Raw genomic sequence first — 26,487 nt, 5'->3', positions numbered from 1 at the left:
GAAGGGGATGAGCCTGTGGGAGAAGATAAAGCTCATAGGTGCACTTGCAGGAACAATAACCGGACGCGGCGGGGATGAGGAGATCGACATAGAAAGTCTCGCAGGAGATCAGGATTTAATTGAGATGGCAATTGACGAGTTCCACAAATTCTCACCCAACGGTGCAAAGGCACTTATCGATGAGAGGGATGCATACCTTGCACACTCCCTCCTGAGACTGTCTCAAAGGAATGATAAGGTGCTCGGAGTTGTCGGTGCAGGCCATGTAAAGGGAATTACAGGTTACTTTAGGGAACCACAATCACTTCCCTCTTTTGAGTCTCTGGTGGAGCAGCCAAAAACACTTCCCTGGAAATATTTAATCGGCGGCGTGTTTATTGCGATGTTTGCATTCCTTCTCTTACTCATAGGATTTTCAGGCGTCGGACTTGATGTTTTGATGTGGGCGATAATTTACTGGGTTTTAATAAACGGTGTCCTTGCAGCAGGTTTTACACTTATTGCAGGGGGTCATCCCCTCTCTGCCCTGACCGCGTTTTCAGTCTCGTGGATGACATCACTAAATCCCCTCCTTGCGGCAGGCTGGTTTGCGGCAGTTACTGAAGCGAAGGTTAGAAAACCAAAGGCCTCTGATCTTCAGAAGATAATCGATGCAGCAAGCTTTTCGGAGATGAGAAAAGTTCCGATGTTTAAGGTGGTCCTCGTGGCAGCCCTTGCAAATGTGGGAAGCACAATAGGGACATTTGCATACTTTTTATTCATATTCCCAATACTCGGAATTGACCCGACTGTTGTTCTGGCAGACGGATTTAATAACCTGATTGCATATCTGGGTACACTGTTCTGATAAGAACAGACAAAACCCTCCATTTTACATAAAAATCAATTTATGATTTGCATGAAACAGTAATTTCATGAACGTTTTTTCAGATTCTCTCTTAAAGATTGCAAAAATATTTTTGCTATGTTCTCCATAATAAGCCCATGAATCTTGGACTTACAATCCTGAAGGGAAGAAGAAGCATCCGGAAATACAAGGATGAAAAAATAGAAGACAGCATAATAAAAAATACACTTGAATCTGCCAGATATGCACCCACAGCAAGAAATGCACAGCCATGGAAAGTGGGGGTCATAAGAGACAAAGATACGCTCTTAAAAATCTCTGAGCTTGCAACCCACGGAAAATTTATAAAAGATGCCAATGCCTGTTTTGCAGTATTTACCGAAAGAGAACAAAAGTTCTTTTTAGAAGACGGATGTGCTGTTACAATGCAGATAATTCTGTCACTGTGGTCTTTCGGCGTGGGTTCATGCTGGATTGCAGGGGATAAGATGGAATATTCAGAGGATGTAAGAAAACTTATGAAAGTTCCGGAAAAATATGCCCTTGTATCCTTAATTCCTGCAGGATATCCGGCAGACGTCACTATTGTGCCCAAAAAAGAGCTTGATGAGATCAGCTTTACTGAAGAGTACAAAGAGAAATAAATACTCAACTAATTTTCTTTTTTTCTTTAAAGACAAACTTAATTGTATATTGCAAAGAATCTGAAAGTAACTATGTCAAAACCAATTCTTCAGGTGGCACTGGATTTAACAGAGCTTAAAAGAGCTGTTGCAATCGGAAGAGAGGCAGTAAAAGGGGGTGCTGACTGGATTGAGGCAGGCACACCCCTTATTAAAAGCGAGGGCATGAATGCTGTCCGGACACTCAAAGAGGAATTTCCCGGACATTTAATTGTTGCGGATATGAAGATTGCCGATACCGGCACACTTGAAGTTGAAATGGCGGCAAAGGCAGGAGCAGATATTGTATGTGTCCTTGCAAACTCGGACAACTCAGTAATAGAAGAAGCAGTTCGTGCAGGACGCCTTTACGGCGTTAAGATAATGGCCGATCTGTTAAATGTCGAAAACCCCTCAGAACGTGCCAGGGAGATGGAGGAGATGGGTATTGACATAATAACCGCTCATGTCGGAATCGACCAGCAGATGAGAGGCATGAATCCCGTCAGTCTTTTAGAAGAGATTGCAGGGAAGGTCAAAGTCCCTATTGGTGCAGCAGGGGGACTTGACTCCGTTTCAGCAGCAGAGGCGGCAATATCAGGTGCTGACATCCTGCTCATCGGAAGCAACATCACAAAGGCTTTCGATGTCTGTGCCGCAACAAAAAAAGTCAGGGATGCAATAGATTCACCTGTCATAAAAAAACGCGATGCAAAAGATAAAACAGATGAGATAAGAGAGATATTCCTCTCAGTCTCGGCGCCAAACATAACAGATGCAATGCACAGGAAAGGCGCCATGTCAGGACTCATATCAATATGCGGCGATGTGAAGATGGCAGGAGTGGCACTTACCGTTGAGACTGTGGCAGGCGACTGGGCAAAGCCTGTTGAGGCGATAGACATTGCAGAAAAAGGAGATGTTATCGTTATCAACAACGGCCGTGCAAAGCATGTTGCGCCCTGGGGAGAGCTTGCAACACACAGCTGCCTGAGTAAGGGAATTTCAGGAGTTGTAATCGACGGCGCAGTCAGAGATGTTGACGATATTAAAAGAATCGGCCTTCCTGTTTTTGCAACTGCAACTGTGCCGAATGCCGGCGAGCCAAAAGGCTTTGGTGAAATAGGTGCTGAAATTTCATGCTGCGGACAGCAGGTGAGAACAGGTGACTGGATTGTGGGTGATGAATCAGGCGTTGTTGTAATACCTAAAGAGCGTGCATATGAGATTGCAAGACGGGCTCTTGAAGTTAAAAAACATGAGATCAGGGTTCGTGAGGAGATTAAGGCAGGCAAAACTCTCTCAATCGTAATGGAACTTAAAAAATGGGAAAAAAAGTGAACTTTTTTACTTAACTTTTTTAAAATTCCGGCTTAGTAGAAAATTCTCTTCTAAAAAAAGCAACCAAAAAAGATCAGTTATAAACCGACATTCAGTATTATAATCAGCTTAAATAAATCAAAAGCCCGGGCACAAGACATAAAGCCCTGTGTGCCTCCCGCAGACTTCATAAAAATAGTAAAAAGGGCTGCAATAAATTAATTTTCAAATTCAAAAAATAAAATTTTTTTCTTCAGAATCTTCCTCTGCCGCCGCCTCTTCTTCCACGTCCGCCGCAAAATCCCATCCCACAACCACGTGGAACACCGCCACGGCCAGCACCATAAACAATGTTTCCTGCCGGAGCAGCATTGAAAGGAGCTCCGATATCACCAGTATTATCTGTTTTTCCTTCTGTGTCAGCCGGGGCAGACGCACCTGCGAAATTTTCAGACCCGCACTGTCCCATACCTCTTCCTGTCATCGGCCCTCTTCCCTGGGGTCCTGTTCTGTCAAAACCTGGCATTTTTTCTTTCACCTCATTTGTATATATTACTCATATGTGCAAAAATATTTCAATGTATCTCTTGCTGCAAAATTTCACACGAAAAATCAGTCTGCAAAACCAAAATATTACACTCTCACGGGACAAAAACATCCTGATGATAATTTCCAGAGATGAGATCCTAAAAAGAATCAGCACAGGAGATCTGATTTTAGATCCACATTCAGAAGACTCACAGCAGCCCGCATCATATGACCTGAGAGCAGGTGAGGATTATCTCTTAAAAAAAGGAGAATGCACCCTCGTTCATTCTATGGAGAAGGTAGGTCTTCCGGCAGACATTGCCGCAACCTTAATGTGCAGATCATCATTCGGAAGACGCGGAGTTCTTATCGGCGGCGGATATGTTGACCCGGGATTTCGTGGAAATCTCACCCTGTGCCTTGTAAACATGGGCCCTGAGGATGTGCCACTCAAAAAAGGTGAGAGGTGTGTTCAGATTATCATGCACGAGGTCATGGGTGGAAAAACACTCTATAACGGAAGGTATCAGGACAGCGAGGGTGCAGTTGAGGCGAGGAACTGAAACGGGATCTACTGATTAGATCATATTTTTCACTCAATTTTTTACTATAATTTACTGACTTTCTTAAATTCTAAACTAACTTTTTCAGACAACCCCTTGCGCAATTCGCTTCGCGAACACGCCCTGACCTCAGGGCTTGCGCTTTGCGACACCGGCCTGGAAGCTACCCTTCGGGTAGCTTCAGCCGGGAAAAACAAAAACAGTTTTGGAACAAAAGGGAGGCCTGTCCCTCCCTTTTGTGACCTGTCATAAATCCAGGGGGAGAGTTTAAGGGAGGGGGACTCACCCCCTCCCTTTATCATAATCCATCCATGCATTTTTTAAGATAAGATATGTTATTTCTCTAAAAATTAGCAAAAAAGTTGACTTTCAATTATATTCTATCAAAATGTTTGATATTTGAGTGAAATAGGAAATCGGGAATTAAAAAAAGAAAAATCCAATTTATTTTTTGCCATCCAAAAAGACTTCCCCGTAGCTTTTTGCAACGTTTGCACCCAGAGTCGGCTTTAAATCCTCAAGCCAGAGATAGAACCCGGTCATCTGCGGCGTTCTTTTGCTCTCAACCTTCAGTTCTCCTGACTTTTTCCGGACAATCTTTAAATATTCATTCTTTCTGCGTGCCTTAAGATAAATAACAGCCTCATATTCAGGGATATCAATTGCAAGAACAACCTTGGAAAATTCAGTCTTCATATCCTCATAGGTGTACTTCTTACCCGACATCGTAAATGTCCTGTTGTTCATAAGCGCCTTTACGCCGGAAGGGTAAAGCACTCCCAGGAGTAGTTTCTTGGCAACCGGAGGAATCTCATCTGCAACCCGCATCTCAACCCTGCTTTTTCTGGCCATCATAAGACAAAGAATTTTATCGCGCTTTGCGTCATGCATTTTTTTGTATGCAAACGGCCTTTTTACACAAACCTCTTCGATTCCGATGAGTTTTGGGTGGTTAATAGGTTTTCTCGGCACTCCACGGATTGAATTCGGAGTCAAATCCTTTTTTAACTCCTCGCATGCCCCGGTTACGATAAGAATGCTCTCTGTTTCACGCATAAGACGTCTCATAATCGACGACCTTGATATGTCAACCGATGAAAAAAGAACAAAGGGAACCACTGCCTGGCCGTAAAGGTAGCCTAAAAGCTTCTTTTTATACTTGACCTCGGCCTCCATATCCTTTAAGTCCGATGCAGAGGTCACTATCTCGGCAAAACAGATCCGATTATAGTGGTCAACAAAAAGTATATCAAATTCCGCAATATCCTGTCCATTTCCACGGACATTTATATCTCCCCTGTTGGAATAAAAAAGACCATTCTGGCCCAGCCGGATATCAACAGGAGGAGGAAACGGCGCATCAGCTCCCTTTCTTACAACATACTTTATCTTATCAGTTTTGGATGCAAGTTCAAGGAGTACCTCATAGATCAGCGATTCATACCATCTCCCTTCCGCAGCCCTCATCTGAGAGAGTTCTTCTGAGAATAACTGATTCTTTCTATTTTTTTCAGGTGCCTGATTGCTCTTCTTGCAACCGGTTTTTCCGGCCTTCTCTTAGGGAAGCTGGCATTAAGCCATCTTAAAAAATCCATCTGTTCTTCAAACCTGTTTTTATAATATCTATATAACTCCGGAAATTCCCGGATATTTGAGCACTTTATTTTTATCTGATAACATCAGGTGAAATTTAACCGGAGTCTTATTCAGGCTGAATTGATCCCATGCCAGAGAGTCATTTATTTTTATACAACTACTGTAAAGTCAGATTGTACAGGAAGGATCCATCCGGAACACAACCGGAGAAACTCTAAGCTATTTTAGGACCATTATCCTGCGTGTGAGACTTTTATGTACCCTCTGTTCGTGAAACTGCACAATATCAAAGTGTTTGCAGGCAGTTTCACGAATATCCACATGGGTCACGACAACGGCACGTTTACCTTTCTTTAAAACACGCCGCATTTCACTCAGTGAATCATTATAAAGCGCATTCATCGATTCCGCTTTTATACAGACCGACTGACCATAAGGAAGATCCGTTACTACCGAATCAACAGAACAGTCTGTTATAGGCAGTTTGGTTGAATCAACTTTTAATACCTCTGCACGCGGCAGGTTTTTTAAGCACCCTTTCAGCATCAAAAGATCCATATCAGCCCCGATTACGCGGTTTTTCAAAAGCATTCCCTCAAGTAAAATTCCCCCCGTCCCGCAAAAAGGGTCTAAGAGAATGCCCCCCTCTTCTATCATCGCAAGATTAACAAGAGTCCTTGCAAGGACAGGCATCATAACACCGGGATGAAAATATGCTCTCCGCATAGGATTTCTGTATTCAAACCCGCCCCGGTCAATCCGGTGGATGACCTCCCCGAAATAACAGGCATCACCCGAGAATATCGCGCGGAATTCTGTACCGGGATTCGAAAGAGAAACAGTTCCTTTTATGTAAGTCCCGATACATCTTTCAAGTTCAAGCTGGGAATTGGAAATTTTTGTATCACTTGTCTTTTTGACGCGGCCTGCAAAGGAGACATCTGATTCAATTGACAAGGATTCTAAAAGACCTTTAAATGATTCAATATCTGCATCACATTCGCCAAGACATCTCATTATGCAGTGGGTCATTGCAAGCCGTTTTGTTGCATCCTCATCAGGACATTCCACAACTGCGACCTGCATTCCCTGTTTTATTATTTTACCCACACATTCTATCTCGGAAAATGGAAGCGTAGGGTGTTCACCGGAAAGTTCCAGAATTAATTTCATATCAGGCTTATTACTTTGAAATTTATGGGACTAAAACTAATAGCATGAAAAAAATCAGGCTCAGTTAAAATTGTCTTTTTTTAACTTGAAAAATGTTTGAAAATAAACTAAAAAGAAGGGATTTTAATATTTTTATTTCATTGAATCTTTCATCTTTCCGACAACGTCTTTAAAGAATCCGCTCTTTTTGTCGCCCTTTTCCTTTCTCACATTTTCTATCTCTACAATGCGATTATAAAGCTCTTTTTCCTCATCACAGAGATTCTTCGGGATCTCAATTTTTACCCTGACAAGAAGATCTCCAGGGCGTCCTCTTCTTTTTATACCTTCGCCGGATATTTTAAGCGCCATTCCGTGCTGAACACCTGCAGGAATCTTTAGCTCAACTTCACGTCCGTCAATGGTTTTTATATCAATTTTTGTACCCACTGCCGCATTTGCAGCCGAAAGTATGACATTGGTCTCAAGATTGTCGCTAATACGCCTGAAGTTTTCATCAGGCATTACCTCAACCTCTATGAACAGATCACCGTTTTGTGCCCCGGGTTCTCCGGCCTCGCCGTAGCCTTCCATCCGAAGACGCATACCGGAATCAATTCCGGCAGGTATTGAGACTGTAATATTTCTTTTAACCCTTGTGTGACCTGAACCGCCACATGCACCACAGCGTTCTTCAGGTATTTTGCCCCGCCCATGGCACTGGGAGCATGTCACCATGCTGACAAAGTTTCCAAACGGGGTTCTGTTTTCACGCCTCTCCTGTCCGCTCCCGCCACACCGGGGACATATGCGTATTTTCTTATTTTTGCTTCCCGTACCGTCGCATTCCGGACAGGGTTCGGTATGCATTACATCAACATCACGGCTTGTTCCAAGGGCCGCATCCTTAAGTGAGATCTGAATCCTCATCAGAAGATCAGAGCCTGGCTGCGGGCCCCTCGGACCTCTTCTGCCACCGGAACCGCCAAAGAAAGCATCAAATATATCCCCGAAACCACCGAAATCTGCATTGAAACCTGCACCGCCAAAACCGCCGCCGGAATAGTTGCCTTTGGAGGCATTGGTGAATGTTTCATGACCCATCTGGTCATACTGGGCCCTCTTCTGCTTATCGGAGAGAACGCTGTAGGCCTCATTTATCTCCTTAAACTTATCCTCAGCGCCCTCTTCCTTGCATATATCGGGATGATACTTCTTTGTCAGGGTGCGGTATGCCTTTTTTAGCTCCTGTTCAGTAGCATTTTTTGATACGTTCAGGATATCATAGTAGTTTTTCGCACCCATTTTAACGCCTGCTCAACTTTATTCAGTCTTTTTATCGTCGTCTTTCATTTCATAGTCGGCGTCAACGACATTATCTTCTTCAGGAGCCTGTGCATCTGCACCCTCTGCGCCGCCTTCTGCCTTTGCAGCCTCAGCCTCTTCGGCTGCCTTTTGGTACATCTTTGTAGATGCTGCAAAGACACTTTCGGTAAGTTCCTCAACGTCTTTTTTGATTGCCTCGAGATCGTCTTCTTCAACCGATTTTTTAACCTTTTCAACGCCGGACTCAATCTTTTCGACATCCTCTGCATCAATTTTATCCTTGCCCTCTTTTATGAGTTTTTCTGCAGCAAATATTGAGTTGTCAGCACTGTTTCTGATCTCAATCTCCTCACGCTTCTTTTTGTCCTCTTCTTCGAAATCCTTTGATTTTTTGACCATATCCTCGATTTCGTCTTCAGAGAGGCGCTTGTCGCCGGAGATTGTAATTGCCTGGGTGTTTCCTGTACCAAGGTCTTTTGCAGAGACATTTATGATTCCGTTTGCGTCGATATCAAACGTAACCTCAATCTGCGGGATACCGCGTGGTGCCGGCGGAATACCTGTAAGCTGGAACTTTCCAAGTGTAAAGTTGTCAGTCGCAAGTGCACGCTCACCCTGAACAACGTGAATCTCTACACTGGTCTGGTTATCAGCCGCAGTTGTAAAAATCTGACTCTTCTTTGTAGGAATTGTCGTATTTCTCTCGATTAACTTTGTTGCAATACCGCCCATTGTCTCAATTGAGAGTGTGAGAGGAGTTACATCAAGCAATACAACATCCTTTGCCTCGCCTGTTAATACACCGCCCTGAATTGCCGCACCTACTGCGACACACTCATCTGGGTTGATTCCCTTGTCAGGCTCCTTTCCAAGAAGTGCACGGATTCTCTCCTGAACAAGCGGGACACGTGTTGAGCCGCCGACTAAAAGAACGTGGTCGATGTCCTTGCCGGTCATGTCTGCATCTTTCATTGCCTGTTTGACCGGTCCTATTGTTTTGTCGACAAGCGGGCCGATGAGCTGCTCAAACTTGGCACGGGTTATGTCAAGGTCAAGGAACTTTGGACCTGAGGAGTCGGTTGTGATGTAAGGCAGATTGACATTTGTCTTCTGAACAGTTGAAAGCTCTTTTTTGGCGTTTTCCGCTGCATCACGAATACGCTGAAGTGCCATCTTATCCTTTGAAAGGTCGATTCCTTCCTGTTTTTTGAACTCATCGACGATGTAGTCGGTAACAAGCTTGTCAAAGTCATCTCCTCCGAGATGATTGTCTCCTGCGGTTGACTGTACCTCAAAAACCCCGTCTCCGAGAGTCATGATTGATACATCGAATGTTCCTCCTCCAAGGTCATATACGAGGATGGTCTTGTCCTCTTCCTTGTCGATACCATATGCAAGGGCACTTGCTGTCGGTTCGTTTATGATACGCATTACTTCAAGACCGGCGATCTTTCCGGCATCCTTTGTTGCATTTCGCTGTGCATCGTTGAAGTATGCGGGAACAGTAATTACCGCCTTTTTAATCTCTTCTCCAAGGTAGCTTTCCGCATCCACCTTTAGTTTCTGAAGGATCATTGCGGATATTTCCTGCGGCGTGTACTGCTTGTCGTCAATCTTTACTTTTCTGTCAGTGCCCATATCCCTTTTAATGGAGCTGATTGTGCGGTCAGGGTTTGTAACAGCCTGGCGCTTTGCGACACTGCCGATAAGACGCTCTCCTTCCTTTGAGAATGCGACTACTGACGGAGTTGTGCGTCCTCCCTCTGCATTTGGGATTACTACAGGTTTTCCGCCTTCCATTATGGACATACATGAATTTGTTGTACCAAGATCAATTCCTAAAATTTTGTTAGAAGCCATTTTATTATTCCTCCTTTTTTCCTTTGGATACTGCTACTTTTGCACATCTGATTACTTTATCTTTCATACAGTAACCTCGTGCAACTTCATCAATAACAATTCCCTCCTCACAGTCAGAAGGGACATAGGCTATCGCTTCATGCCTGTTAGGATCAAATTGTTCTTTTAGCGATTCTACAGGAGATATGGAATGATTATGAAGAATTTTCATGAGAATTTTGTGGATCTGTTCAACCCCTTCACGAAGAGAGGATTCATCAGAATTTAATGCACGCTCTATATTGTCAACAATTTCAAGAATTTCAAGTGCCACACTTTCAACTGAACGTTCTGCACGTTCCAAAGACTCTTTTGCACTTCTTTTCCTGAAATTATCAAAGTCAGCTGCAAGACGAAGATATTTGTCATTGAGCAGGGCAATTTCCGCCAGAAGCTCATCTTCCCGGGTTACAACCTTCTCTTCGGGCGATTCGGCCGCTGTTCCTTCAATGTTCAAATCTCCCACGGGCGGAGAGACATCATCAATCTTCCCGCCAGGCATTTTTTTCTCATCATTCTCTTCATTCATTCCCTAATTCTCCAATAAAATGCTGAAATTACTAGTTATACCATACATAGTGGTCTGGAGTTCTATATATAGTTTTTTGTCAATCTGTTTGCAGTTCTATATAATACTTCTTCAACACAGTGAATGAAAATTGGTTTTATACAGCACATGAAATCAGGACATGTCCAAAAAATGTTGATTTCCCATTATTTTGGAAGATATCGGGAGATCTGTTTCCTTAAAAATTCCCACTGGCCCAAAAAGGAACCACAACCCCCCTGAAGATTTATAAAAAAAATCAGAACGCAGACTGTTTTTCTTTACCTGTGAGCGCAGACATTAAACACAAACCTGCACGGATTTTTAAAAAAACCATAAGAGAGAGAGAGAGAAAAAGAGATAAATTACACCCAAGACAGCAGTTTATCTTTTTTACGGAGATTTGCGCACATCAGAGGATACATCTGAACAGTTATGCCCATAAAAATTTTATCACCGCCATTAGTTTATTCTGATTTTAAAACAAATAATAATTCAATGAAACATGCACTCCTCTCGGTCTGGGACAAGACCGGCATTGTTGAACTTGCAGAATGTCTGGCCAAAAACAACTTTAAAATCCTGAGCTCAGGAGGAACGGCAAAGACACTTCGTGAGGCAGGACTGGAAATTACCGAAGTCTCAGAACATACAGGCGCACCCGAAATGATGGACGGGCGTGTTAAAACTCTCCACCCGAAAATTCACGGCGGACTTCTCGGAAGACGCGGCACTGACGATCAGGTAATGAAGGATAACAGCATCTCAGGTATTGATATCCTTGTCGTAAACCTCTATCCTTTCGAGGAAATGTCAGGAAAAGATCTGCCTTTAAATGAACTTATTGAGTACATCGACATAGGCGGACCTGCCATGATTCGTGCGGCTGCAAAGAATTTTAAGCATGTCGCAGTTGTAATCGACCCTGCTGATTACGATATGCTCAAAAAAGCGGTCGGGGAATACGGACTGACCGAAGAAGAAAGACTTTATCTTGCAAAGAAGGTTTTTGCACGCACATCTTCATATGATGCCGCCATATCAAATCACCTTGGTAGCCTTGAATCAGAGATCCCTGAAGTTTATACAGTTCAGTTTAAAAACGGAAGAGAGCTCCGCTATGGTGAAAACCCGCACCAGAAAGCCGCAGTATACGGAGATACAGGCATTGCAGGCCAGATTCCACTTCAGGGCAAGGCAATGTCATATAACAACTACCTGGATGTTGACGCGGCTGTCGGCCTCCTTCGTGAGTTTGACGAGACTGCAGCAGTCGTAGTTAAGCACAACAACCCGTGCGGCGTCTCGATGGGAGACAGTGTTCTTGAGGCATATACAAAAGCAAGAGATGTTGATCCCGTCTCAGCCTACGGAGGCATTGTCGCACTCAACCGTGAAGTGGGAGAAGATGTCGCAAAAGAGCTTGCATCAACCTTTATTGAAGTCGTAATTGCTCCCTCATACACGGAAGAGGCACTCACAATTATGAAAGTAAAGGAGAATATGCGTGTATTAATCCTTCCGGAAGAGAAGGAGACACCATCCCTCCGGACAATTGACGGCGGAGCACTCCTCCAGATAACTCCGAAAGAGATAACAGAGAACTGGGAGGTCGTATCCGAACGCGAGCCGACACAGGAAGAGACTGAAGGAATGAGACTTGCAATGAAGATCTGCAAGCATACCAAGAGCAATGCAATAATATTTGCAAAAGGAAAAACAGCCCTTGCAATCGGTGCGGGACAGATGAACAGAGTCAACTCCACACAGATTGCCGTCATGAAAGCCAACTCATCACTCAAAGGTTCTGTTGTTGCATCGGATGCATTCCTGCCTTTCGCAGATACTCTTGAGGTTGCAGCAGAAGCAGGCGCAACAGCCCTCCTTCAGCCCGGAGGATCAATAAGGGACAAGGAAGTTATCGATGCGGCAAACAGACTCAATGTCGCAATGGTCTTTACCGGAGTCAGGTACTTCAGACACTAATTTTTTTTCCAAAATAAAAATTTAATCTTTTTGGACTCTTAAATCGATCGTGTTATATGTTACCATGCTACATATTAGCATGATACAAATGTTTGGTCTGCCAACAACAACAGTTCTGGCCGTAGGATTCGGGACAGGAATAATTATACTGGCTCTTTTAATATGGGGCCTCAGATTCAGAGAGGTGAACAATTGACCTTTGATCCTCTTACACTGGGAATCATTGCCATATATGCAGCAGGACTTATTTACATAGGAAGCTGGGCGTCAAAAAAAGTTCATAACACAGAGGATTACATCCTTGCCGGAAGATCACTTGGTTTCTGGGTATTCACAATCCTTATGGTTGCATCCGTCTGCAGCGGAATGACACTTGTCGGGGTCTCAGGATTCGGATTTGCGTCAGGGTGGCCGGGAATATGGGAACAACTCGCAGTGCCCCTTGCAGCATCCTTTGCAATAATTTTATTCGGAGTTAAACTGCACTATATCGGAAAAAGCGCAGGTTATATGACAGTCGAAGACTATTTTGCACACAGATTTGAAAGTCCGAGGGCAATGCGTGGACTTGCAGCGGTTGCAGGAATTGTCGTCTCTTTGATCTATCTTGTCGGGCAGTACACTGCAATAAGCATTGTTCTGGTCTGGCTTTTTGAGATAGACTACAGGATTGCACTTATAATATCGGCAATTATCATAACGATTTATACAGTAATCGGAGGATTGTATGCTGTTTCCTGGACGACACTGATACAGGGCGGAATTTTAATCATAGGCGTTCTGATTATGGCACCAATAGTAATAATCTCCGCGGGCGGTTTAACGCACATAAACGAGGTTCTCTCAACGATTGATCCAAATATGGTTCAGCCATATTATCCATCGGCGTATGCAGCCTATGCATACTGTACGCCTGAATTTTTATTCTCATTTGTAGTACTTCTGACAGTGGGCCTTGCATGTGCACCACATGTTGTAAACAACGTACTAGCGGCAAAAGAGGACAAATATTTCAAATGGGCCCCTCTCGCGGCTTTTTTAATATACGTCGTTGTGATGTTTCTGGTTAAATTTGCAGGATTTGCAGTAAGAGTCCTTGTCGAAGAGGGAAAACTGGTCCTCCCCACAGCAGTAAACGCACAGGACTTTGCATTCATGTATGGTGTTGAGTACGCCGCACCCAATATGCTCATATGGGCACTTTTTGCAGTCATTGTTCTGGCGGCTGTGATGTCAACAACAGACAGGCTGATGCTTACAATAGGAACAATGTTCTCATGGGATATATACAAAAATCTCTTAAAACCAAATGCACCCGATAAACAGGTGCTTCGCTTAAGTCAGGTGTGCGTTGTTGCAGCAGCACTTATATCCCTGATTCTTGCACTCAATCCCCCCGAAATGCTCGCATTTCTGATATGGCTGGGAATCGGAGTTATGCTCTCAACATTTGCAGTGCCGTTTATTGCAGGACTTTACTGGAGAGGTGCGACAAAAGAGGGTGCAATCGCAGCAATTCTTGCAGGACTTATAGGTTCGGGAATATTCGGATATTATCATCAGTTCATTGCAAAACTCCCAATGCACTTCTCAATATACTCTCTAGCATGTGCAATAATTGCAATGATTGCAATAAGCCTCATAACTCCGAAAAACTCGGAAAAAGTGCTTGACGATACAATGACAGGGTTTTACATACAGCCCAGAAAATGAGAAACACAAAAATTTCCCTTTTTTACTTCAGCAAAAAAATTTGTTGGATTTTTTACAGTAATTTACTGTGATGCTGGCGGAGTTGTGTCTGTTAACGGGGCGTAGATTCTTGCCCCGAGCTCCTTATCAAGCATATACAAAAGACCGACACCCTTGTCCTTATTTATCATCTTAAGCTGGTCAACAACATCTCCGGCATCTGACTCTTCTTCAATCTGTTCGTCAATAAACCACTGAAGGAAGTTGTATGTGGCATGATCCTTCTCTTTGACTGCCAGATTAACAAGATCATTTATCAGCGATGTCACCTTCTGTTCATGTTCAAGAGAGACTGTGAATGCATCCAGAGGAGATTTCCATTCAGCAGGAGGTGCATCTATAGGCTGAAGTTTTGCACGTCCGCCTCTTGATATAATGTACCTGTAAATTTTCATTGCATGATCTTTCTCTTCCTGCGCCTGTACATACTCCCAGTTTGCAAATCCGCGGAGACCTTCTGATTCATACCACGATGACATTGAAAGATACAGATATGAGGAGTAAAGCTCCCACCGTACCTGATCATTCAATGCTTTTTCAACTTTAGGATTCATTGACATTTCTTTCACCTCTATTAATTGCTTAACAGTTTCAGAAAGGTGGCCCGGATATTTATTAGTATTGGCATATATAAACAAAATTTCAACAGATAGAATTTCACCAACTCTTTTTATGAAACTGAATTATCTATACAAACTGCCTTTTTTTCTTTCACACCGCGGGGATTTTTCTTATATGCAATATATGTTAAATACAAATAATGCCGGGAGATGACAGGAGATAAACAGACATCAATAATACTCCATATTGACATGGACAGTTTCTTTGCATCTGTAGAGATGAGAGAAAACCCAAAATTAAAAGGTCTTCCTGTAGTTATCGGTGCAGACCCAAAAGGAGGATATGGACGCGGGGTTGTAAGTACATGCTCGTATGAGGCACGAAAATACGGGGTGCATTCCGCAATGCCTGTATCAGCCGCATACAGACTATGTCCAAAAGCTGTCTTTCTGCCGGTAAATATGCCTCTTTATAAAGAGACCTCACGAAATGTAATGAATATTATCAGAAAATATTCTGATAAATCCGAGCAGGTCAGCATCGATGAAGCATACCTTGACCTGAGTCATCTCAAAACTTTTTCTGCCGCAGAAGATATGGCAGAAGAGATAAAAAACGAAATTCTGCTGAATGAAAAAATTACATGCTCTATTGGAATTTCACCATCAAAAATCGTATCAAAGATAGCATCTGATTTTAAAAAACCCGCAGGTCTGACAGTAATCCGGCCCGAAGAGGTAAGCTCTTTTCTAAATCCCATGCATATAGGAAAGATTCCGGGGGTCGGGAAGAAGACACAGGAAATCCTGATACAGGCCAAAATCATAACCATAGAAGATCTTCTTTTATATGACATCCAGAGCCTCATATCCCTCATCGGAAGGCATGCCGCAGATTTAAGAAGATATGCATCCGGAATCGACAAAAGATGTGTTTTAGAGAGAAAGGGTCAGAAATCAATAGGACGTGAGAGAACATACCTCAAAGATACTAAAAACAGGCAGGCGATATTTGATACAACCAGAATTATCTGCAATGAAATAAAAGAAACGCTAAATTCAAAAAAAATACATTTCAGGACAGTGACTGTCAAAATAAGATATACAGGCTTTATAACGCATACAAGGTCTCAAACTCTGCAGCATTATACAACAGACACAGATATTTTGTACAATATGGCAGTAAAACTAATATCAGGACACCTTGATGAAAAGACACCTGTCAGACTTATAGGTGTATCAGTATCTAATTTTGAATCCTCTAAAAGTATTCAGAAAAATCTCTTTGAGTTTTCGGATTCAAATTTAAATTCAGACTAAAAAAATAAAAATTATCTGTTGTTGTTTTTCCGTGCAGGTTCAAATGAAACCTCGTTTCCACGGATTGTTGCATTGTTCATAACCCTGTAAACTTCTTCTGCATGTTTCTCAGGAATTTCAACAAATGAAAAGTCATTGAATATACTTATTGCGCCGATAAGGCTTCCGGATATTTTTGCTTCTCCTGCAATTGCACCAACAATATCTCCCGGGCGTATATTTCTTCCTTTACCGATATTGATGAAGAAACGGACCATTCCGGGCTCTCCCCCGGTATTTGTGAAATCAACCGAGGATTCAGAAGAACGTGAGGAACCTGACGAAACTGAAGAAACTTCCCTGTCCTCTCCTTCCATATGAAGCTTCATTAAGGCTGCAGATACATCGGTTAAGGTAAAGTCCTCATCTGTTAACCTTTCAATTGCAGAGATATATGCCGTAAGATCACTTTCTGTCATGACAGTCCTGATTTTGTCAAGGAATCTTTCGGCACGGCAGTTTTCAACATCCTTTGTGCTTGGCGCAGACACACGTCTGATCTTAACACCGGCAAATCTCTGGATCATCCTTAATTTTTCAGTCTCCCTCGGGCCGACAAAAGTATATGCCACACCTGTCTTTCCTGCACGCCCGGTACGCCCGATTCTGTGGATATAATACTCTACATCCTGCGGTACATCATAATTATATACCGTATCTATATCATCCACATCAATTCCACGTGCCGCAACATCGGTTGCAATAAGAATATCAAGAGAGCCGCCTCTGAATTTGTTCATTACGCGGTCTCTTACCATCTGTTTCATATCACCGTGAAGACCTTCGGTAAAATATCCTCTTGAACGAAGAGAAGATGAGAGTTCGTCTACCTTTCTCTTTGTGTTGCAGAAGATCATCGAAAGTCCCGGACCGTTAATATCAATTAACCGGCACAAAATCTCAAGCTTGTCCCTTTCACGGGCTTCAATGTAGGACTGCTCAATTGTAGGAACAGTAAGATCTGTGTGACTTAATTTAATAAATTCAGGATTTTTCTGGAACTGTTTTGAGATCTTGAGAATCGGCCTCGGCATTGTTGCCGAGAAGAGAATTGTCTGGCGATTATCAGGTGCGTATGATAAAATCTCTTCCAGATCCTCTTTAAAACCCATATCCAGCATCTGATCAGCTTCATCAAGAACTATTGTTTCAACAGCTGAAAGGGAAAGTGTGCCTCTTTTGAGGTGATCCATAATCCTTCCGGGCGTTCCGACAACAATCTGAATACCACGGCGCAGAACGGATATCTGCCTCTCAATTGGCTGGCCGCCATAGATAGGAAGTACCCTTATATCCTCACGGTACTTGAGAAAACGGTTAAACTCCTCAGCTATCTGAATAGTAAGTTCCCTTGTCGGAGTAAGTATAATTGTCTGAACGATATTTTTATCAGAACTTATTTTCTCAATAACAGGTATTGCAAAGGCCGCAGTCTTTCCGGTACCTGTCTGAGCCTGGCCTGTGACATCACGGCCTTCCATTATGATAGGTATAGAAAGTTGTTGTATTGGAGTGGGTTCCTCAAAACCCATATCTTCTATAGCTTTAAGTATTTCCTCAGAAATATTAAGCTCACTAAATTTCAAAAAAGAATTCATTCTGATTATTACGTTGGTCTCCAAGGTATTTCATGTTTTGTAAAAAAAGCACACACAGATAAAAGACCATAATATCCACCGAATTAAAAAAATCAATTTTTTTGAAGCATTTATAAGAAACGCAGAGCATTATGCAAATTTTGCAAAAAAATATAAAAAATACCATCTAAAAGCACAAAGAGCTTCAATTTTTAATTAATCGTCAAAAATGCCCCTAAAGTCAGAATTGTTTCTTTTTTAGCAAAGTCAATTATATAAAAAAACCATGCGCCCCCTTAGGAATTCCATCCTTTTTCACCAATAAGAGGCACAAATCTTACGCCGCCGTGATAAGTCACCACAGGTTTTTCGCCGGTCATTTTTACTTTCACAAGTATCTGGGATAACTGGTCTCCGACAGGAACAACAAGTCTTCCCTTCTCCTTTAGTAAATGTATCAGATAATCGGGCATGACAGGAGATGCAGCAGTAACTATTACAGCATCAAAAAGGCCAATATCCACAGGCATATTTGTCCCGTCCCCGTGGATCACCTCAACATTTTCAACTCCTGCCATCGCCAGATTATCCTTTGAATACTTAACAAGCTCAGTTATGCGTTCAAATGAGATGACAGCAGATGCAATTTCGGCGATTACGGCCGCCTGGTATCCTGAGCCGGTCCCTATCTCTAAAACACGATCACCGGGAGAAAGTTCCAGAAGTTCGGTCATAAGTCCGACAATATAGGGCTGCGAAATTGTTGCGCCCTGACCTATAGGAAGCGGTCTGTCATCATAGGCATAAGGCCGTTCATGCGAAGGAACAAAGATATGCCGGGGAACATTTTTCATTGCCATAATTACTGAGCGGTCACTAATCCCACGAGACTCTATCTGCTCTTCTACCATCAAAATCCTTTTTTGGTAATATTCAGGAGTGTCATAATCCAAAAGATCAGACATAATAAAAGTTACAGATGACTCTGAATATACATTAATATTGCCGTACAAAAAAAATAGGATTTATTTGAGATATTATCGGATAAATGCACTTCTTCCTGCAAATTTTGCAGATGCACCCATCTCTTCTTCAATTCTTAAGAGCTGATTATATTTCTCAACCCTCTCGCCCCTTGCAGGTGCGCCTGTCTTTATCTGGCCTGTCGCAAGTGCAACTGATAAATCTGCAATGAATGAATCAACTGTCTCACCGCTTCTGTGTGAGACCATTGCAGCCCATCCGTTCTTCTGTGCAAGGCGGATTGCATCTATTGTCTCGGATACTGTCCCAATCTGATTGAGCTTGATTAAAACCGCGTTTGCAACTCCCTTTTCAATCCCCATCTCCATTCTTTTTACATTTGTTACAAAGAGATCGTCTCCGACAAGCTGAACCTTATCGCCGATTGCATCTGTCAGCAGTTTCCATCCGTCCCAGTCATCTTCCGCAAGGCCGTCTTCTATTGATACTACCGGATATTTTTCACACATATCTTTGTAAAATGCGACCATCTCTTCTGAGCTGAGTTTTCTTCCCTCGGTCTTAAACTCGTAAAAGCCGTCTTTGTAGATCTCACTTGAAGCGGGGTCAAGAACTATTCCGATATCTTTTCCGGGCTTAAAACCTGCTTTTTCTATCGCTTCTGTGATAAGCTTTAAGGGCTCCTCATTTGAAGGAACCTCAGGTGCAAATCCTCCCTCATCACCGACTCCGGTGGAGTGCCCTTTCTCTTTTAAAAGCGCTTTTAGTGCCTGATAAACTTCTGCACCCCACCTAAGTGACTCTTTAAATGACGGTGCCCCGTAAGGCGCAATCATAAACTCCTGAAGATCAGCACCCTGCCAGTTCGCATGTGCACCGCCGTTCATAATATTCATGCACGGAACAGGGAGTAATGCATCATCCGGATTTCCGAGATACTTCCAGAGCGAAATACCCTTTGCATCTGCCGCAGCGCGGGAAACCGCCATTGAAACAGTGAGTATTGCGTTTGCGCCGAGGTTCCCTTTATTTTCAGTTCCGTCAAGTTCAATCATTGCTTTGTCGACAGCTCCCTGATCTGATGCATCCATCCCAAGAATACAGGGAGCAATTCTGTCATTTACATACGATACAGCTTTTAGCACACCCTTTCCGCCGTACCTTGCCATATCGCCGTCTCTGAGTTCAACAGCCTCATGAATACCGGTAGATGCCCCGGATGGACATGCAGCCCGTGCACAGGAGCCGCAGTTTAAAAATACATCAGCTTCAACAGTGGGATTCCCTCTTGAATCCAGAATTTCTCTTCCCTTTATGATTTTAATTGCAGTATCCATATCTAAAAACACCTGATTTCAAACAGACTATGATAAATAATTATATTTCAGATCAAAATAGCCTTACGGCATTTTGATCAAAACGGGTGAGCTGAAATTTAAATTTGTGTTGTCAGATCAAAACAGCATTACGGCATTTTGACAGCAATACACCCGGGTTATACCTGCAGGAAATACAACAGGTATGACAACAGACTATTATTAAAAATGATATCAAATCTATTAATGTGAAAACTGCAATACTCGGAGGGGGACTTACCGGAATAACACTTGCCAGAATGCTCAGCGAAGCAGGTGGGGATGTGGTTGTTTTAGAGAAGGAGAAAGAGACAGGGGGTCTTTGCCGCTCAAAAACAGAAGAAGGATTTACATTTGATATCGGCGGCTCACATATCATATTCAGCCGCGATACAGAAGTTAACGACTTCATGTGTGATGTGCTGGGAGATAACAAAGACAAAAGAAACCGCAATACAAAGATCTTTTTTAAAGGCAGTTATGTCAAGTACCCGTTTGAAAACGGTCTTTACCAGCTGCCGCCTGAGGACAGATTCTTCTGCATAAACGAGTTTGTAAAAAATTTAATAGCCCTTGAAAAAGGCGAGTTAAAAGAGCCTGAGAACTTTAAGGAATGGATATATTACACACTTGGAAAGGGAATTGCAGAGTCTTACATGGTTCCTTACAATGAAAAAATATGGAACTATCCAACAGAGAAGATGTCGCATCACTGGGTTGACGGAAGAATCCCAAGACCTCCTGTTGAAGATATAATTCGTTCAGCAATCGGAATTGAGACAGAAGGATACACCCACCAGTCAGTATTCACATACCCTGTAACAGGCGGAATTGAAGCGCTTGTTGATGCACTAAAAGAACCAGTAGCAGACAGGATTATAACAGGATATGAAGTTACATCAATAAAGAAATGTGATGACGAATTTCTAATAGGAAACGGGTCTGAAGAAATCAGATACGACAGAGTAATATCAACACTTCCGCCGGCAGTTCTTTTTTCATGCTTATCAGGCGTCCCTGAAAATGTCAGGGAAGCATGCAAAAACCTGAAGTACAACTCAATTGCATGTGTGGGACTTGGAATAAAAGATGAATTAAACGATATATCCTGGCTTTATATCCCGCAGAAAGAACTTGGAGACTTCAACAGGATATCATTCCCGTCAAATTATTCAACCAGGGTCGCACCAGAAGGATGCTCATCGATTCTTGCGGAGATTACATACAATGACGACGATAAAACCTCAAAAAAGACAGACTCCGAGATCATAAAAGAGGTCACTGAAGGTCTGATAAAGATGGACATTATTAAGTCAGAGAATTCGGTTGTTTATTCGGATGTTACAAGATTTGAGTATGCATACGTTGTCTATGATCTGGATTACCTCAAAAATGTAAAAATAATGAGGGAATATATCGAATCTTTGGGAATAGACCTTGTCGGGCGATTCTCGGAGTTTGAATACATCAACATGGACGGATGCATCAGACATGTCATGGATTATGTAAAAAACACTCAATAAAATTGAATTAACCCTAAAAAATTATCCTAAAATCCCCCCGGAATTAACAAACTCTTTTTTAAGCCCCGCAGATAACTAATTTGTAATGAACAGCAGCAAAACACCCGCAATTCTGATACTGCTTGTGGTTGGAATCGGGGCTTTTATGGACGGTCTTGACGGTGCCATTGTAAATGTCTCTCTCCCGCAGATTGCATCAGGATTTAATGCAGATATCGGCCTTGCATCGCTTGTGATTACAGTATATCTTGTCACATTAAGCAGTCTGATGGTGATATTTGCCAAATCCTCCTCATTTCTGGGAATAAAAAATATATATATCTGGGGAGTCGGAATATTTACATTATCCTCACTTCTCTGCGCTGCTTCATGGAATATAGAGGCACTTATCGCATTTAGGGCATTACAGGGCATTGGTGCCGCAATGATTGCACCATCTGCTGTCGCAACCATCGCAGTTCACATTCAGGAGTCCGAGAGGGCAAAATCACTGGGGATTATTGCCGCCGCATCAGCACTTGCGTTTGCTCTGGGGCCGGTTTTGGGAGGCCTCATAACAGAATATATGAGCTGGCACTGGATTTTTTTAATAAACATACCAGTCGGAATTATCGGAATTGTTCTTGCAAAATATATTCTTCCTGATGATGTCCTTAAAACCTCAGGGAGAACGGATTTCGACTATAAAGGGTCTGCTTTATTCGTTATTGCAATGACATTTTTTATTCTGCCCCTGGGATTTTTAGGCGGAAAGGCAAACGGATTTGTAAGTCCGGTATGGCTTCTTCTGATATCGGCAGTCTTCTTCTTTTTCTTTGCAATGACAGAGAGGCAGGCAAAAGATCCGGTCATTGACCTCTCAATGTTCTCAGACAGAAATTTCACATATTCAACACTATCCTACTCACTTGCTATGCTTTCATACGGAGGACTTATTCTCATGTTGCCCTTTTACTTTGAATATATTATGAGCATGAGTCCGGGACAGTCAGGACTGTTTCTTCTGATACCATCAGTAATCATCACAATCCTGAGTCCTGTGGGAGGTCATCTTGCAGATAAAAGGGGTGCAAGAGTAATATGTTCAGTATCAGCGGCAGTATTCCTCTTGTCATTTATCGTAATTTACCTCTTATTCGGCCATAAAGAGATACTCCCTGTAATTCTGGCCTTAATCATTATGGGTATCGGTCTCGGGCCGTTTATGAGTGCAGGTTCAAGCAGGATAATTGAGCATTCAGGTGCAGATAAAAAAGAGATGGCGTCAGGAATCATGAGCACATCGATATATTTTGGAACAGCACTTGGAACAGCGCTTTTCACAGCCATATTTTCAGTTTTTTCAGGAAGTTCTGCGGCAAAACCGGGCATTGAAATTTCTCACCAGGCATTTATGACCGGTTTTGACATGGCAATAGCGGCAGGGATAATATTCTGCATAATAGTTTTAATTACAGCATTTATGGCTGCAGATAAAAGAAGAAGCTAAAATATACCTTTTTTTCAGCCTTTATTTAATACCAATATATTATTGCGGATAAAAAGCCAACTTATAAAGGACAAATGGCGCCTAAAATTTCAGTTGTAATCCCGACATTCAACGAAGAGGAAAATATCACACCGTGTTTAAACTCACTCTGCAATCAGACCATCCCGAGAGATGAATATGAGTTAATAGTGGTTGACGGCAACTCAAAGGACAAAACACGTGAATATGCGGAAAAACTTGCCGACACTGTAATTATTCAGACCAGCAAAAAAGTGGGCGGTGCAAGAAATGACGGTGCAGCACTTGCAAAGGCAAAGATCCTTGCAACAACCGATGCGGACTGTATAATACCAAAAGACTGGCTTGAACTGACACTTAAGGCCTTTGAGAAGGACGACAGGATTGTTCAGTTATACGGGACTGTATACCCTCTTGAGCCGGGAATCAAGTTCAGGTTTTATCTTGCACTGGCAAACACATTCTCAAGAATCGGCTATTACACCCACACCTTATACTACACTCTCGGATGCAACACGGCGTTTAAAAAAGATGCATATGACACGATAAAGGGCTACAAGTGCATCGATGCCGGAGATGACCTTGAAATTGCACAGAGGATGAGAAAACTCGGCAAGGTCAAACTGGACTCAAAAGTCAGGGTTAAGTTTTCAATGCGCAGATATGTGCAGTTCGGGACTCTCAAATCGTTATATGTCTGGCTCTATATCGTAATAAAAGGCGGAGAGTCGGAAAAATACACATACGCCAGCCGCGAATATAAATAAAATCCTCTTATTTTCACTCAATTAACTCATAGCTGCTCATCACAACCGGCCCTTTTAGTGTATCAAGCACACGCTCAAGCATAACACCCTCTCTTGCAGGATTTTTATGCCCGAAAGATGCCCTTATTGCAAGGGTTGTAAAATGCACTGCCCTGTCAAGTGCAATAGGAAGACTATCCCCCATAAGAAGACTTCCGACAAGAACGCTTGCAAACGCATCCCCGGTCCCAGGATAGTGTGTAGGTATATAGTCGCATGCAACCTTCCACAACCTTTCATCACCCCTGTCATATGCAAGAACAGATGTTCTCTCTTTTGAATTATCAAGAGGCACACTTGTTACAACAACAATATCAGGACCCATATCGGCAAGCCTGGGAAGCCATGAACGGACGGTTTTTTCATCAATAAAATCACCATAAGGTTCATCCAGAAGAAGTGCCGCTTCTGTAATATTCGGAGTTATCACATCGGCATGACTGATAAAAGATCTCATTTTAACGACCATATCATCCGTTATCGGCCCGTATGTGACCCCGTTGTCACCAAGGACAGGATCGATTACAACAATCGGCCTGCATTCACTGGAAGCATCAATTAATCTTGAAACGATATCCATCTGCCTTGATGAACCCAGAAAACCGCTGTATATAGCATCAAATTTTATTCCAAGACTTATCCAGTGATCAACGTTTTGGTCCATAAAACCGGTCAGGTCACAGAAGCAGTAGTCTTCAAAACCGGTGGTATGCGTTGAAAGAACAGCTGTCGGAAGAGGGCACACCTGCACCTCCATTGAGGAGAGAACTGGTATTACAACTGTTAAGGATGCACGCCCGAATCCTGAAAGATCATGTATTGCCGCAACCCGCGGCACCGGATTTCTAATCAAAATAACACCTATTCTCTCTGATATATTACATATTATCAGGCCCATCAGACTTCAATCATTCCAAAAAAAGTTTAAAATATCCCCAAATACCAACCAAATGATTTATAGTAAATACCGGAGAGTCAAAAAAATACACATACGCCAGCCATGAATATAAATAAAGATATATATATTATAAATTATCATTAATTTTTTTTATGCCAAATGAAAAAACCTGCACAGTAAAAGATCAAAAAAATTGTGCTAAATGCGATCTGGAAATAAGTCTTGACTGCAGGTGTGATAAAAATATTTTAAACAGTTTTATAGCAATTGCATCTCCTATTTTCATAGGAGTATTTCTACTTTTAGGAGTTATATTCCTGATATCAGGCGAGTGGTGGCCATTTATTGCATATGTTCTCTTCCTCTTTCTGATATTCGGTTATGAAATTAAATTTCTGTGTAGCCACTGCCCTTTCTACGACAACGAAGGTAAATTTTTAAAATGTCTTGCAAAGAACGGAGCACCAAAGATTTTCAAATATAATCCTGCACCCATGAACAAATTTGAAAAGTTCATGATGAATTTTCTTGTCTGGATGAACTGCACGATTATACCCTTATCTGTCGGCAGTTTGGCCCTCTGGATGTTATATTCCCAAAATGCTACGACGATTATCCTATATGGCACCACCGGTATTTTTGTTATGACACTTTTAGCTTCAGTTGTATTCTTCCAGATTATGAAAGTGTATTTCTGTGCCAAATGCATCAACTTCTCATGCCCCTTAAATACAGTTGAAAAAAAAGTGGTTGATAAATATCTGCTTAAAAACGATGTCATGAGAGAAGCCTGGGAAAAAAGCGGATACAAACTGGATTAGTTGTATAAATATCCAAAAACCCAACCAAATGATTTATAATAAATACCGAACCACCTTCAATCCGATGTCTGACGAAAAAGACGGTGTCATGACTGTTGCAAAATTAATGGCGGTTTCGGCACGGACTGCTCCCAAATCAAAGGGCAGCGACGTAATTCTGGTCAGAATAGCATCGGGCAAAGAGTTAAACACGCTTGCTGATTCTATGAAAGCATTCGGAGAGGAAAACAAACTTGGTTTTTTTATCAGGGATGCAAAATGCGTTGAAAACAGTGACTGCTGTTTCATAGCAGGTGCAACCGGAGACGGAAGTCTCGGTTTAAACTGCGGCGGATGCGGTTTTCATACATGTAAAGAGATGACTGACGCACAGAAAAAGAAGGTAACAGGAAAAAACCCGGCTTTTTCTGGCCCGAACTGCGTGTTAAGGCAGGCAGATCTTGGAATTGCAGTCGGTTCTGCGGCAAAGACCGCATCAATGCACAATGTTGACAACAGAATCATGTTCTCGGCAGGCGTTGGAGCACTGAAACTCGGTTGGCTCGGAAAATGCACAGTAGCATATGCAATCCCGCTGTCGGCCTCAGGTAAGAGCATTTTCTTTGACAGAAACCGTCCATGAAACAATAGTTTCCGGCACTGTCTGATGAAAATTCACGGTGTGATTTTTCAGAGAAATTAGAAATTACCGCTCTATTCTAAATTTGGAGATTTAATGTCTAAAATAATGATCCGTGGCGGAGACCTGGATCTTGTAGAATATGAATTTTCACCGTTCAGTGTTGGTGAGAATATCATAACCCTTGGTATTGACACTAAAAAATTTGAGCTTAAACCAGTGACCGGAGAGGTCGAGGTAAAGGTTCCGGCAAGAATACACCTGACAGTTCTTGACATGAACCGTTTTTCACCAAACAGA

At 42.4% G+C, this 26,487-nt stretch carries 25 protein-coding genes and 1 pseudogene; 14 read left to right on the top strand and 12 right to left on the bottom strand.

Annotation, left to right across the window (positions count from 1 at the left end; genetic code table 11):
• The 3 genes from ACTB1O_RS12660 to ACTB1O_RS12650 all read left to right on the top strand — a co-directional run.
• Positions 1–847, top strand: an 847-nt coding sequence (locus ACTB1O_RS12660; protein WP_462995508.1) for a TraB family protein, incomplete at its 5' end; no start/stop codon positions are given.
• A gap of 137 nt (positions 848–984) precedes the next feature.
• Positions 985–1,491, top strand: coding sequence for a nitroreductase family protein (locus ACTB1O_RS12655; protein ID WP_462995507.1), 507 nt, complete (start codon positions 985–987; stop codon positions 1,489–1,491).
• Between the two features lie 72 nt (positions 1,492–1,563).
• Positions 1,564–2,850, top strand: coding sequence for a bifunctional hexulose-6-phosphate synthase/ribonuclease regulator (locus ACTB1O_RS12650; RefSeq protein WP_462995506.1), 1,287 nt, complete (start codon positions 1,564–1,566; stop codon positions 2,848–2,850).
• 232 nt (positions 2,851–3,082) lie between these two features.
• Here the strand turns inward: ACTB1O_RS12650 and ACTB1O_RS12645 are convergent, their stop codons facing one another.
• Positions 3,083–3,355 (bottom strand): DUF5320 domain-containing protein, encoded by a 273-nt coding sequence (locus tag ACTB1O_RS12645; RefSeq protein ID WP_462995505.1) that lies wholly within the window; start codon positions 3,353–3,355, stop codon positions 3,083–3,085.
• Between the two features lie 136 nt (positions 3,356–3,491).
• Between ACTB1O_RS12645 and ACTB1O_RS12640 the strand changes: the two genes are divergently transcribed.
• Positions 3,492–3,920: a dCTP deaminase gene (locus tag ACTB1O_RS12640; protein ID WP_462995504.1), complete on the top strand. Its 429-nt coding sequence runs from the start codon at positions 3,492–3,494 to the stop codon at positions 3,918–3,920.
• A gap of 96 nt (positions 3,921–4,016) precedes the next feature.
• Positions 4,017–4,172 (top strand): hypothetical protein, encoded by a 156-nt coding sequence (locus ACTB1O_RS12635; protein WP_462995503.1) that lies wholly within the window; start codon positions 4,017–4,019, stop codon positions 4,170–4,172.
• 192 nt (positions 4,173–4,364) lie between these two features.
• On the opposite strand, the gene ACTB1O_RS12630 is transcribed toward ACTB1O_RS12635, so the two are convergent.
• The 6 genes from ACTB1O_RS12630 to ACTB1O_RS12605 all read right to left on the bottom strand — a co-directional run bounded on the left by ACTB1O_RS12630 (position 4,365) and on the right by ACTB1O_RS12605 (position 10,422).
• Entirely contained in the window at positions 4,365–5,387 is a 1,023-nt protein-coding gene (locus ACTB1O_RS12630; RefSeq protein WP_462995502.1) for a hypothetical protein, read from the bottom strand.
• Positions 5,384–5,515 carry a hypothetical protein gene (locus ACTB1O_RS12625; protein WP_462995501.1) on the bottom strand — a complete coding sequence of 44 codons (132 nt, stop codon included), beginning with the start codon at positions 5,513–5,515 and terminating at the stop codon, positions 5,384–5,386. Before ACTB1O_RS12625 ends, ACTB1O_RS12630 begins: the two co-directional genes overlap by 4 nt.
• 220 nt (positions 5,516–5,735) lie before the next feature.
• Complete coding sequence (locus tag ACTB1O_RS12620) at positions 5,736–6,689, bottom strand: methyltransferase domain-containing protein (protein WP_462995500.1); 954 nt, start codon at positions 6,687–6,689, stop codon at positions 5,736–5,738.
• Positions 6,690–6,821: 132 nt separating this feature from the next.
• The gene (gene dnaJ, locus ACTB1O_RS12615; RefSeq protein ID WP_462995499.1) at positions 6,822–7,973 is read right to left on the bottom strand and encodes a molecular chaperone DnaJ; all 1,152 of its coding nucleotides are present in this window, start codon (positions 7,971–7,973) and stop codon (positions 6,822–6,824) included.
• A gap of 18 nt (positions 7,974–7,991) precedes the next feature.
• Positions 7,992–9,854 (bottom strand): molecular chaperone DnaK, encoded by a 1,863-nt coding sequence (gene dnaK / locus ACTB1O_RS12610; protein ID WP_462995498.1) that lies wholly within the window; start codon positions 9,852–9,854, stop codon positions 7,992–7,994.
• Between the two features lie 4 nt (positions 9,855–9,858).
• The gene (locus tag ACTB1O_RS12605; protein ID WP_462995497.1) at positions 9,859–10,422 is read right to left on the bottom strand and encodes a nucleotide exchange factor GrpE; all 564 of its coding nucleotides are present in this window, start codon (positions 10,420–10,422) and stop codon (positions 9,859–9,861) included.
• A 516-nt stretch (positions 10,423–10,938) separates the two neighbouring features.
• Between ACTB1O_RS12605 and purH the strand changes: the two genes are divergently transcribed.
• Complete coding sequence (gene purH / locus ACTB1O_RS12600) at positions 10,939–12,426, top strand: bifunctional phosphoribosylaminoimidazolecarboxamide formyltransferase/IMP cyclohydrolase (protein ID WP_462995496.1); 1,488 nt, start codon at positions 10,939–10,941, stop codon at positions 12,424–12,426.
• 162 nt (positions 12,427–12,588) lie between these two features.
• On the top strand, positions 12,589–14,139 hold the full coding sequence (locus ACTB1O_RS12595; protein WP_462995495.1) for a sodium:solute symporter family protein: 1,551 nt from the start codon (positions 12,589–12,591) through the stop codon (positions 14,137–14,139).
• Between the two features lie 62 nt (positions 14,140–14,201).
• Here ACTB1O_RS12595 and ACTB1O_RS12590 read toward each other — a convergent pair whose 3' ends face one another.
• Positions 14,202–14,738 (bottom strand): ferritin, encoded by a 537-nt coding sequence (locus tag ACTB1O_RS12590; RefSeq protein WP_462995494.1) that lies wholly within the window; start codon positions 14,736–14,738, stop codon positions 14,202–14,204.
• 210 nt (positions 14,739–14,948) lie between these two features.
• On the opposite strand from ACTB1O_RS12590, the gene dinB reads away from it, so the two are divergent.
• A complete protein-coding gene (gene dinB / locus ACTB1O_RS12585) occupies positions 14,949–16,058 on the top strand; it encodes a DNA polymerase IV (RefSeq protein WP_462995493.1) in 1,110 nt (369 codons plus the stop codon).
• A gap of 11 nt (positions 16,059–16,069) precedes the next feature.
• Here dinB and ACTB1O_RS12580 read toward each other — a convergent pair whose 3' ends face one another.
• From ACTB1O_RS12580 to eno, 3 genes are all read right to left on the bottom strand, one after another.
• Positions 16,070–17,683 carry a DEAD/DEAH box helicase gene (locus ACTB1O_RS12580; protein ID WP_462995492.1) on the bottom strand — a complete coding sequence of 538 codons (1,614 nt, stop codon included), beginning with the start codon at positions 17,681–17,683 and terminating at the stop codon, positions 16,070–16,072.
• Positions 17,684–17,970: 287 nt separating this feature from the next.
• The gene (locus ACTB1O_RS12575) at positions 17,971–18,639 is read right to left on the bottom strand and encodes a protein-L-isoaspartate(D-aspartate) O-methyltransferase (RefSeq protein WP_462995491.1); all 669 of its coding nucleotides are present in this window, start codon (positions 18,637–18,639) and stop codon (positions 17,971–17,973) included.
• A 72-nt stretch (positions 18,640–18,711) separates the two neighbouring features.
• A complete protein-coding gene (gene eno / locus ACTB1O_RS12570) occupies positions 18,712–19,995 on the bottom strand; it encodes a phosphopyruvate hydratase (protein WP_462995490.1) in 1,284 nt (427 codons plus the stop codon).
• 227 nt (positions 19,996–20,222) lie between these two features.
• On the opposite strand from eno, the gene ACTB1O_RS12565 reads away from it, so the two are divergent.
• The 3 genes from ACTB1O_RS12565 to ACTB1O_RS12555 all read left to right on the top strand — a co-directional run bounded on the left by ACTB1O_RS12565 (position 20,223) and on the right by ACTB1O_RS12555 (position 23,810).
• Complete coding sequence (locus tag ACTB1O_RS12565; RefSeq protein ID WP_462995489.1) at positions 20,223–21,536, top strand: protoporphyrinogen/coproporphyrinogen oxidase; 1,314 nt, start codon at positions 20,223–20,225, stop codon at positions 21,534–21,536.
• An 85-nt stretch (positions 21,537–21,621) separates the two neighbouring features.
• Positions 21,622–23,025, top strand: coding sequence for an MFS transporter (locus tag ACTB1O_RS12560; RefSeq protein WP_462995488.1), 1,404 nt, complete (start codon positions 21,622–21,624; stop codon positions 23,023–23,025).
• Positions 23,026–23,099: 74 nt separating this feature from the next.
• Positions 23,100–23,810, top strand: coding sequence for a glycosyltransferase family 2 protein (locus tag ACTB1O_RS12555; protein WP_462995487.1), 711 nt, complete (start codon positions 23,100–23,102; stop codon positions 23,808–23,810).
• Positions 23,811–23,823: 13 nt separating this feature from the next.
• Here ACTB1O_RS12555 and ACTB1O_RS12550 read toward each other — a convergent pair whose 3' ends face one another.
• A complete protein-coding gene (locus tag ACTB1O_RS12550; RefSeq protein ID WP_462995486.1) occupies positions 23,824–24,747 on the bottom strand; it encodes a pyridoxamine kinase in 924 nt (307 codons plus the stop codon).
• A 152-nt stretch (positions 24,748–24,899) separates the two neighbouring features.
• On the opposite strand from ACTB1O_RS12550, the gene ACTB1O_RS12545 reads away from it, so the two are divergent.
• The 3 genes and pseudogenes from ACTB1O_RS12545 to ACTB1O_RS12535 all read left to right on the top strand — a co-directional run.
• Entirely contained in the window at positions 24,900–25,568 is a 669-nt protein-coding gene (locus tag ACTB1O_RS12545; protein ID WP_462995485.1) for a hypothetical protein, read from the top strand.
• Positions 25,569–25,632: 64 nt separating this feature from the next.
• The gene (locus tag ACTB1O_RS12540) at positions 25,633–26,190 is read left to right on the top strand and encodes a ferredoxin domain-containing protein (RefSeq protein WP_462995484.1); all 558 of its coding nucleotides are present in this window, start codon (positions 25,633–25,635) and stop codon (positions 26,188–26,190) included.
• A gap of 93 nt (positions 26,191–26,283) precedes the next feature.
• Positions 26,284–26,487, top strand: a pseudogene (locus tag ACTB1O_RS12535) (GHMP kinase); the annotation flags it as partial.

Source organism: Methanomicrobium sp. (assembly GCF_055145805.1).
Note: the sequence above shows the minus strand (reverse complement) of the source record. Positions and strands in the feature narration are given on the sequence as shown.

Excerpts from the sequence above, each read along its gene's own strand:
- ACTB1O_RS12550 (WP_462995486.1), bottom strand. The coding sequence starts at position 24,747 with ATGGGCCTGATAATATGTAATATATCAGAGAGAATAGGTGTTATTTTG.
- ACTB1O_RS12655 (WP_462995507.1), top strand. The coding sequence starts at position 985 with ATGAATCTTGGACTTACAATCCTGAAGGGAAGAAGAAGCATCCGGAAA.
- dnaJ (WP_462995499.1), bottom strand. The coding sequence starts at position 7,973 with ATGGGTGCGAAAAACTACTATGATATCCTGAACGTATCAAAAAATGCT.
- dnaK (WP_462995498.1), bottom strand. The coding sequence starts at position 9,854 with ATGGCTTCTAACAAAATTTTAGGAATTGATCTTGGTACAACAAATTCA.
- ACTB1O_RS12625 (WP_462995501.1), bottom strand. The coding sequence starts at position 5,515 with ATGGATTTTTTAAGATGGCTTAATGCCAGCTTCCCTAAGAGAAGGCCG.
- ACTB1O_RS12590 (WP_462995494.1), bottom strand. The coding sequence starts at position 14,738 with ATGTCAATGAATCCTAAAGTTGAAAAAGCATTGAATGATCAGGTACGG.
- ACTB1O_RS12540 (WP_462995484.1), top strand. The coding sequence starts at position 25,633 with ATGTCTGACGAAAAAGACGGTGTCATGACTGTTGCAAAATTAATGGCG.
- ACTB1O_RS12595 (WP_462995495.1), top strand. The coding sequence starts at position 12,589 with ATGGGGCCTCAGATTCAGAGAGGTGAACAATTGACCTTTGATCCTCTT.
- eno (WP_462995490.1), bottom strand. The coding sequence starts at position 19,995 with ATGGATACTGCAATTAAAATCATAAAGGGAAGAGAAATTCTGGATTCA.
- ACTB1O_RS12640 (WP_462995504.1), top strand. The coding sequence starts at position 3,492 with ATGATAATTTCCAGAGATGAGATCCTAAAAAGAATCAGCACAGGAGAT.
- ACTB1O_RS12630 (WP_462995502.1), bottom strand. The coding sequence starts at position 5,387 with ATGAGGGCTGCGGAAGGGAGATGGTATGAATCGCTGATCTATGAGGTA.
- ACTB1O_RS12645 (WP_462995505.1), bottom strand. The coding sequence starts at position 3,355 with ATGCCAGGTTTTGACAGAACAGGACCCCAGGGAAGAGGGCCGATGACA.
- ACTB1O_RS12555 (WP_462995487.1), top strand. The coding sequence starts at position 23,100 with ATGGCGCCTAAAATTTCAGTTGTAATCCCGACATTCAACGAAGAGGAA.
- ACTB1O_RS12620 (WP_462995500.1), bottom strand. The coding sequence starts at position 6,689 with ATGAAATTAATTCTGGAACTTTCCGGTGAACACCCTACGCTTCCATTT.
- ACTB1O_RS12605 (WP_462995497.1), bottom strand. The coding sequence starts at position 10,422 with ATGAATGAAGAGAATGATGAGAAAAAAATGCCTGGCGGGAAGATTGAT.
- dinB (WP_462995493.1), top strand. The coding sequence starts at position 14,949 with ATGACAGGAGATAAACAGACATCAATAATACTCCATATTGACATGGAC.
- ACTB1O_RS12650 (WP_462995506.1), top strand. The coding sequence starts at position 1,564 with ATGTCAAAACCAATTCTTCAGGTGGCACTGGATTTAACAGAGCTTAAA.
- ACTB1O_RS12575 (WP_462995491.1), bottom strand. The coding sequence starts at position 18,639 with ATGTCTGATCTTTTGGATTATGACACTCCTGAATATTACCAAAAAAGG.
- ACTB1O_RS12560 (WP_462995488.1), top strand. The coding sequence starts at position 21,622 with ATGAACAGCAGCAAAACACCCGCAATTCTGATACTGCTTGTGGTTGGA.
- purH (WP_462995496.1), top strand. The coding sequence starts at position 10,939 with ATGAAACATGCACTCCTCTCGGTCTGGGACAAGACCGGCATTGTTGAA.
- ACTB1O_RS12545 (WP_462995485.1), top strand. The coding sequence starts at position 24,900 with ATGCCAAATGAAAAAACCTGCACAGTAAAAGATCAAAAAAATTGTGCT.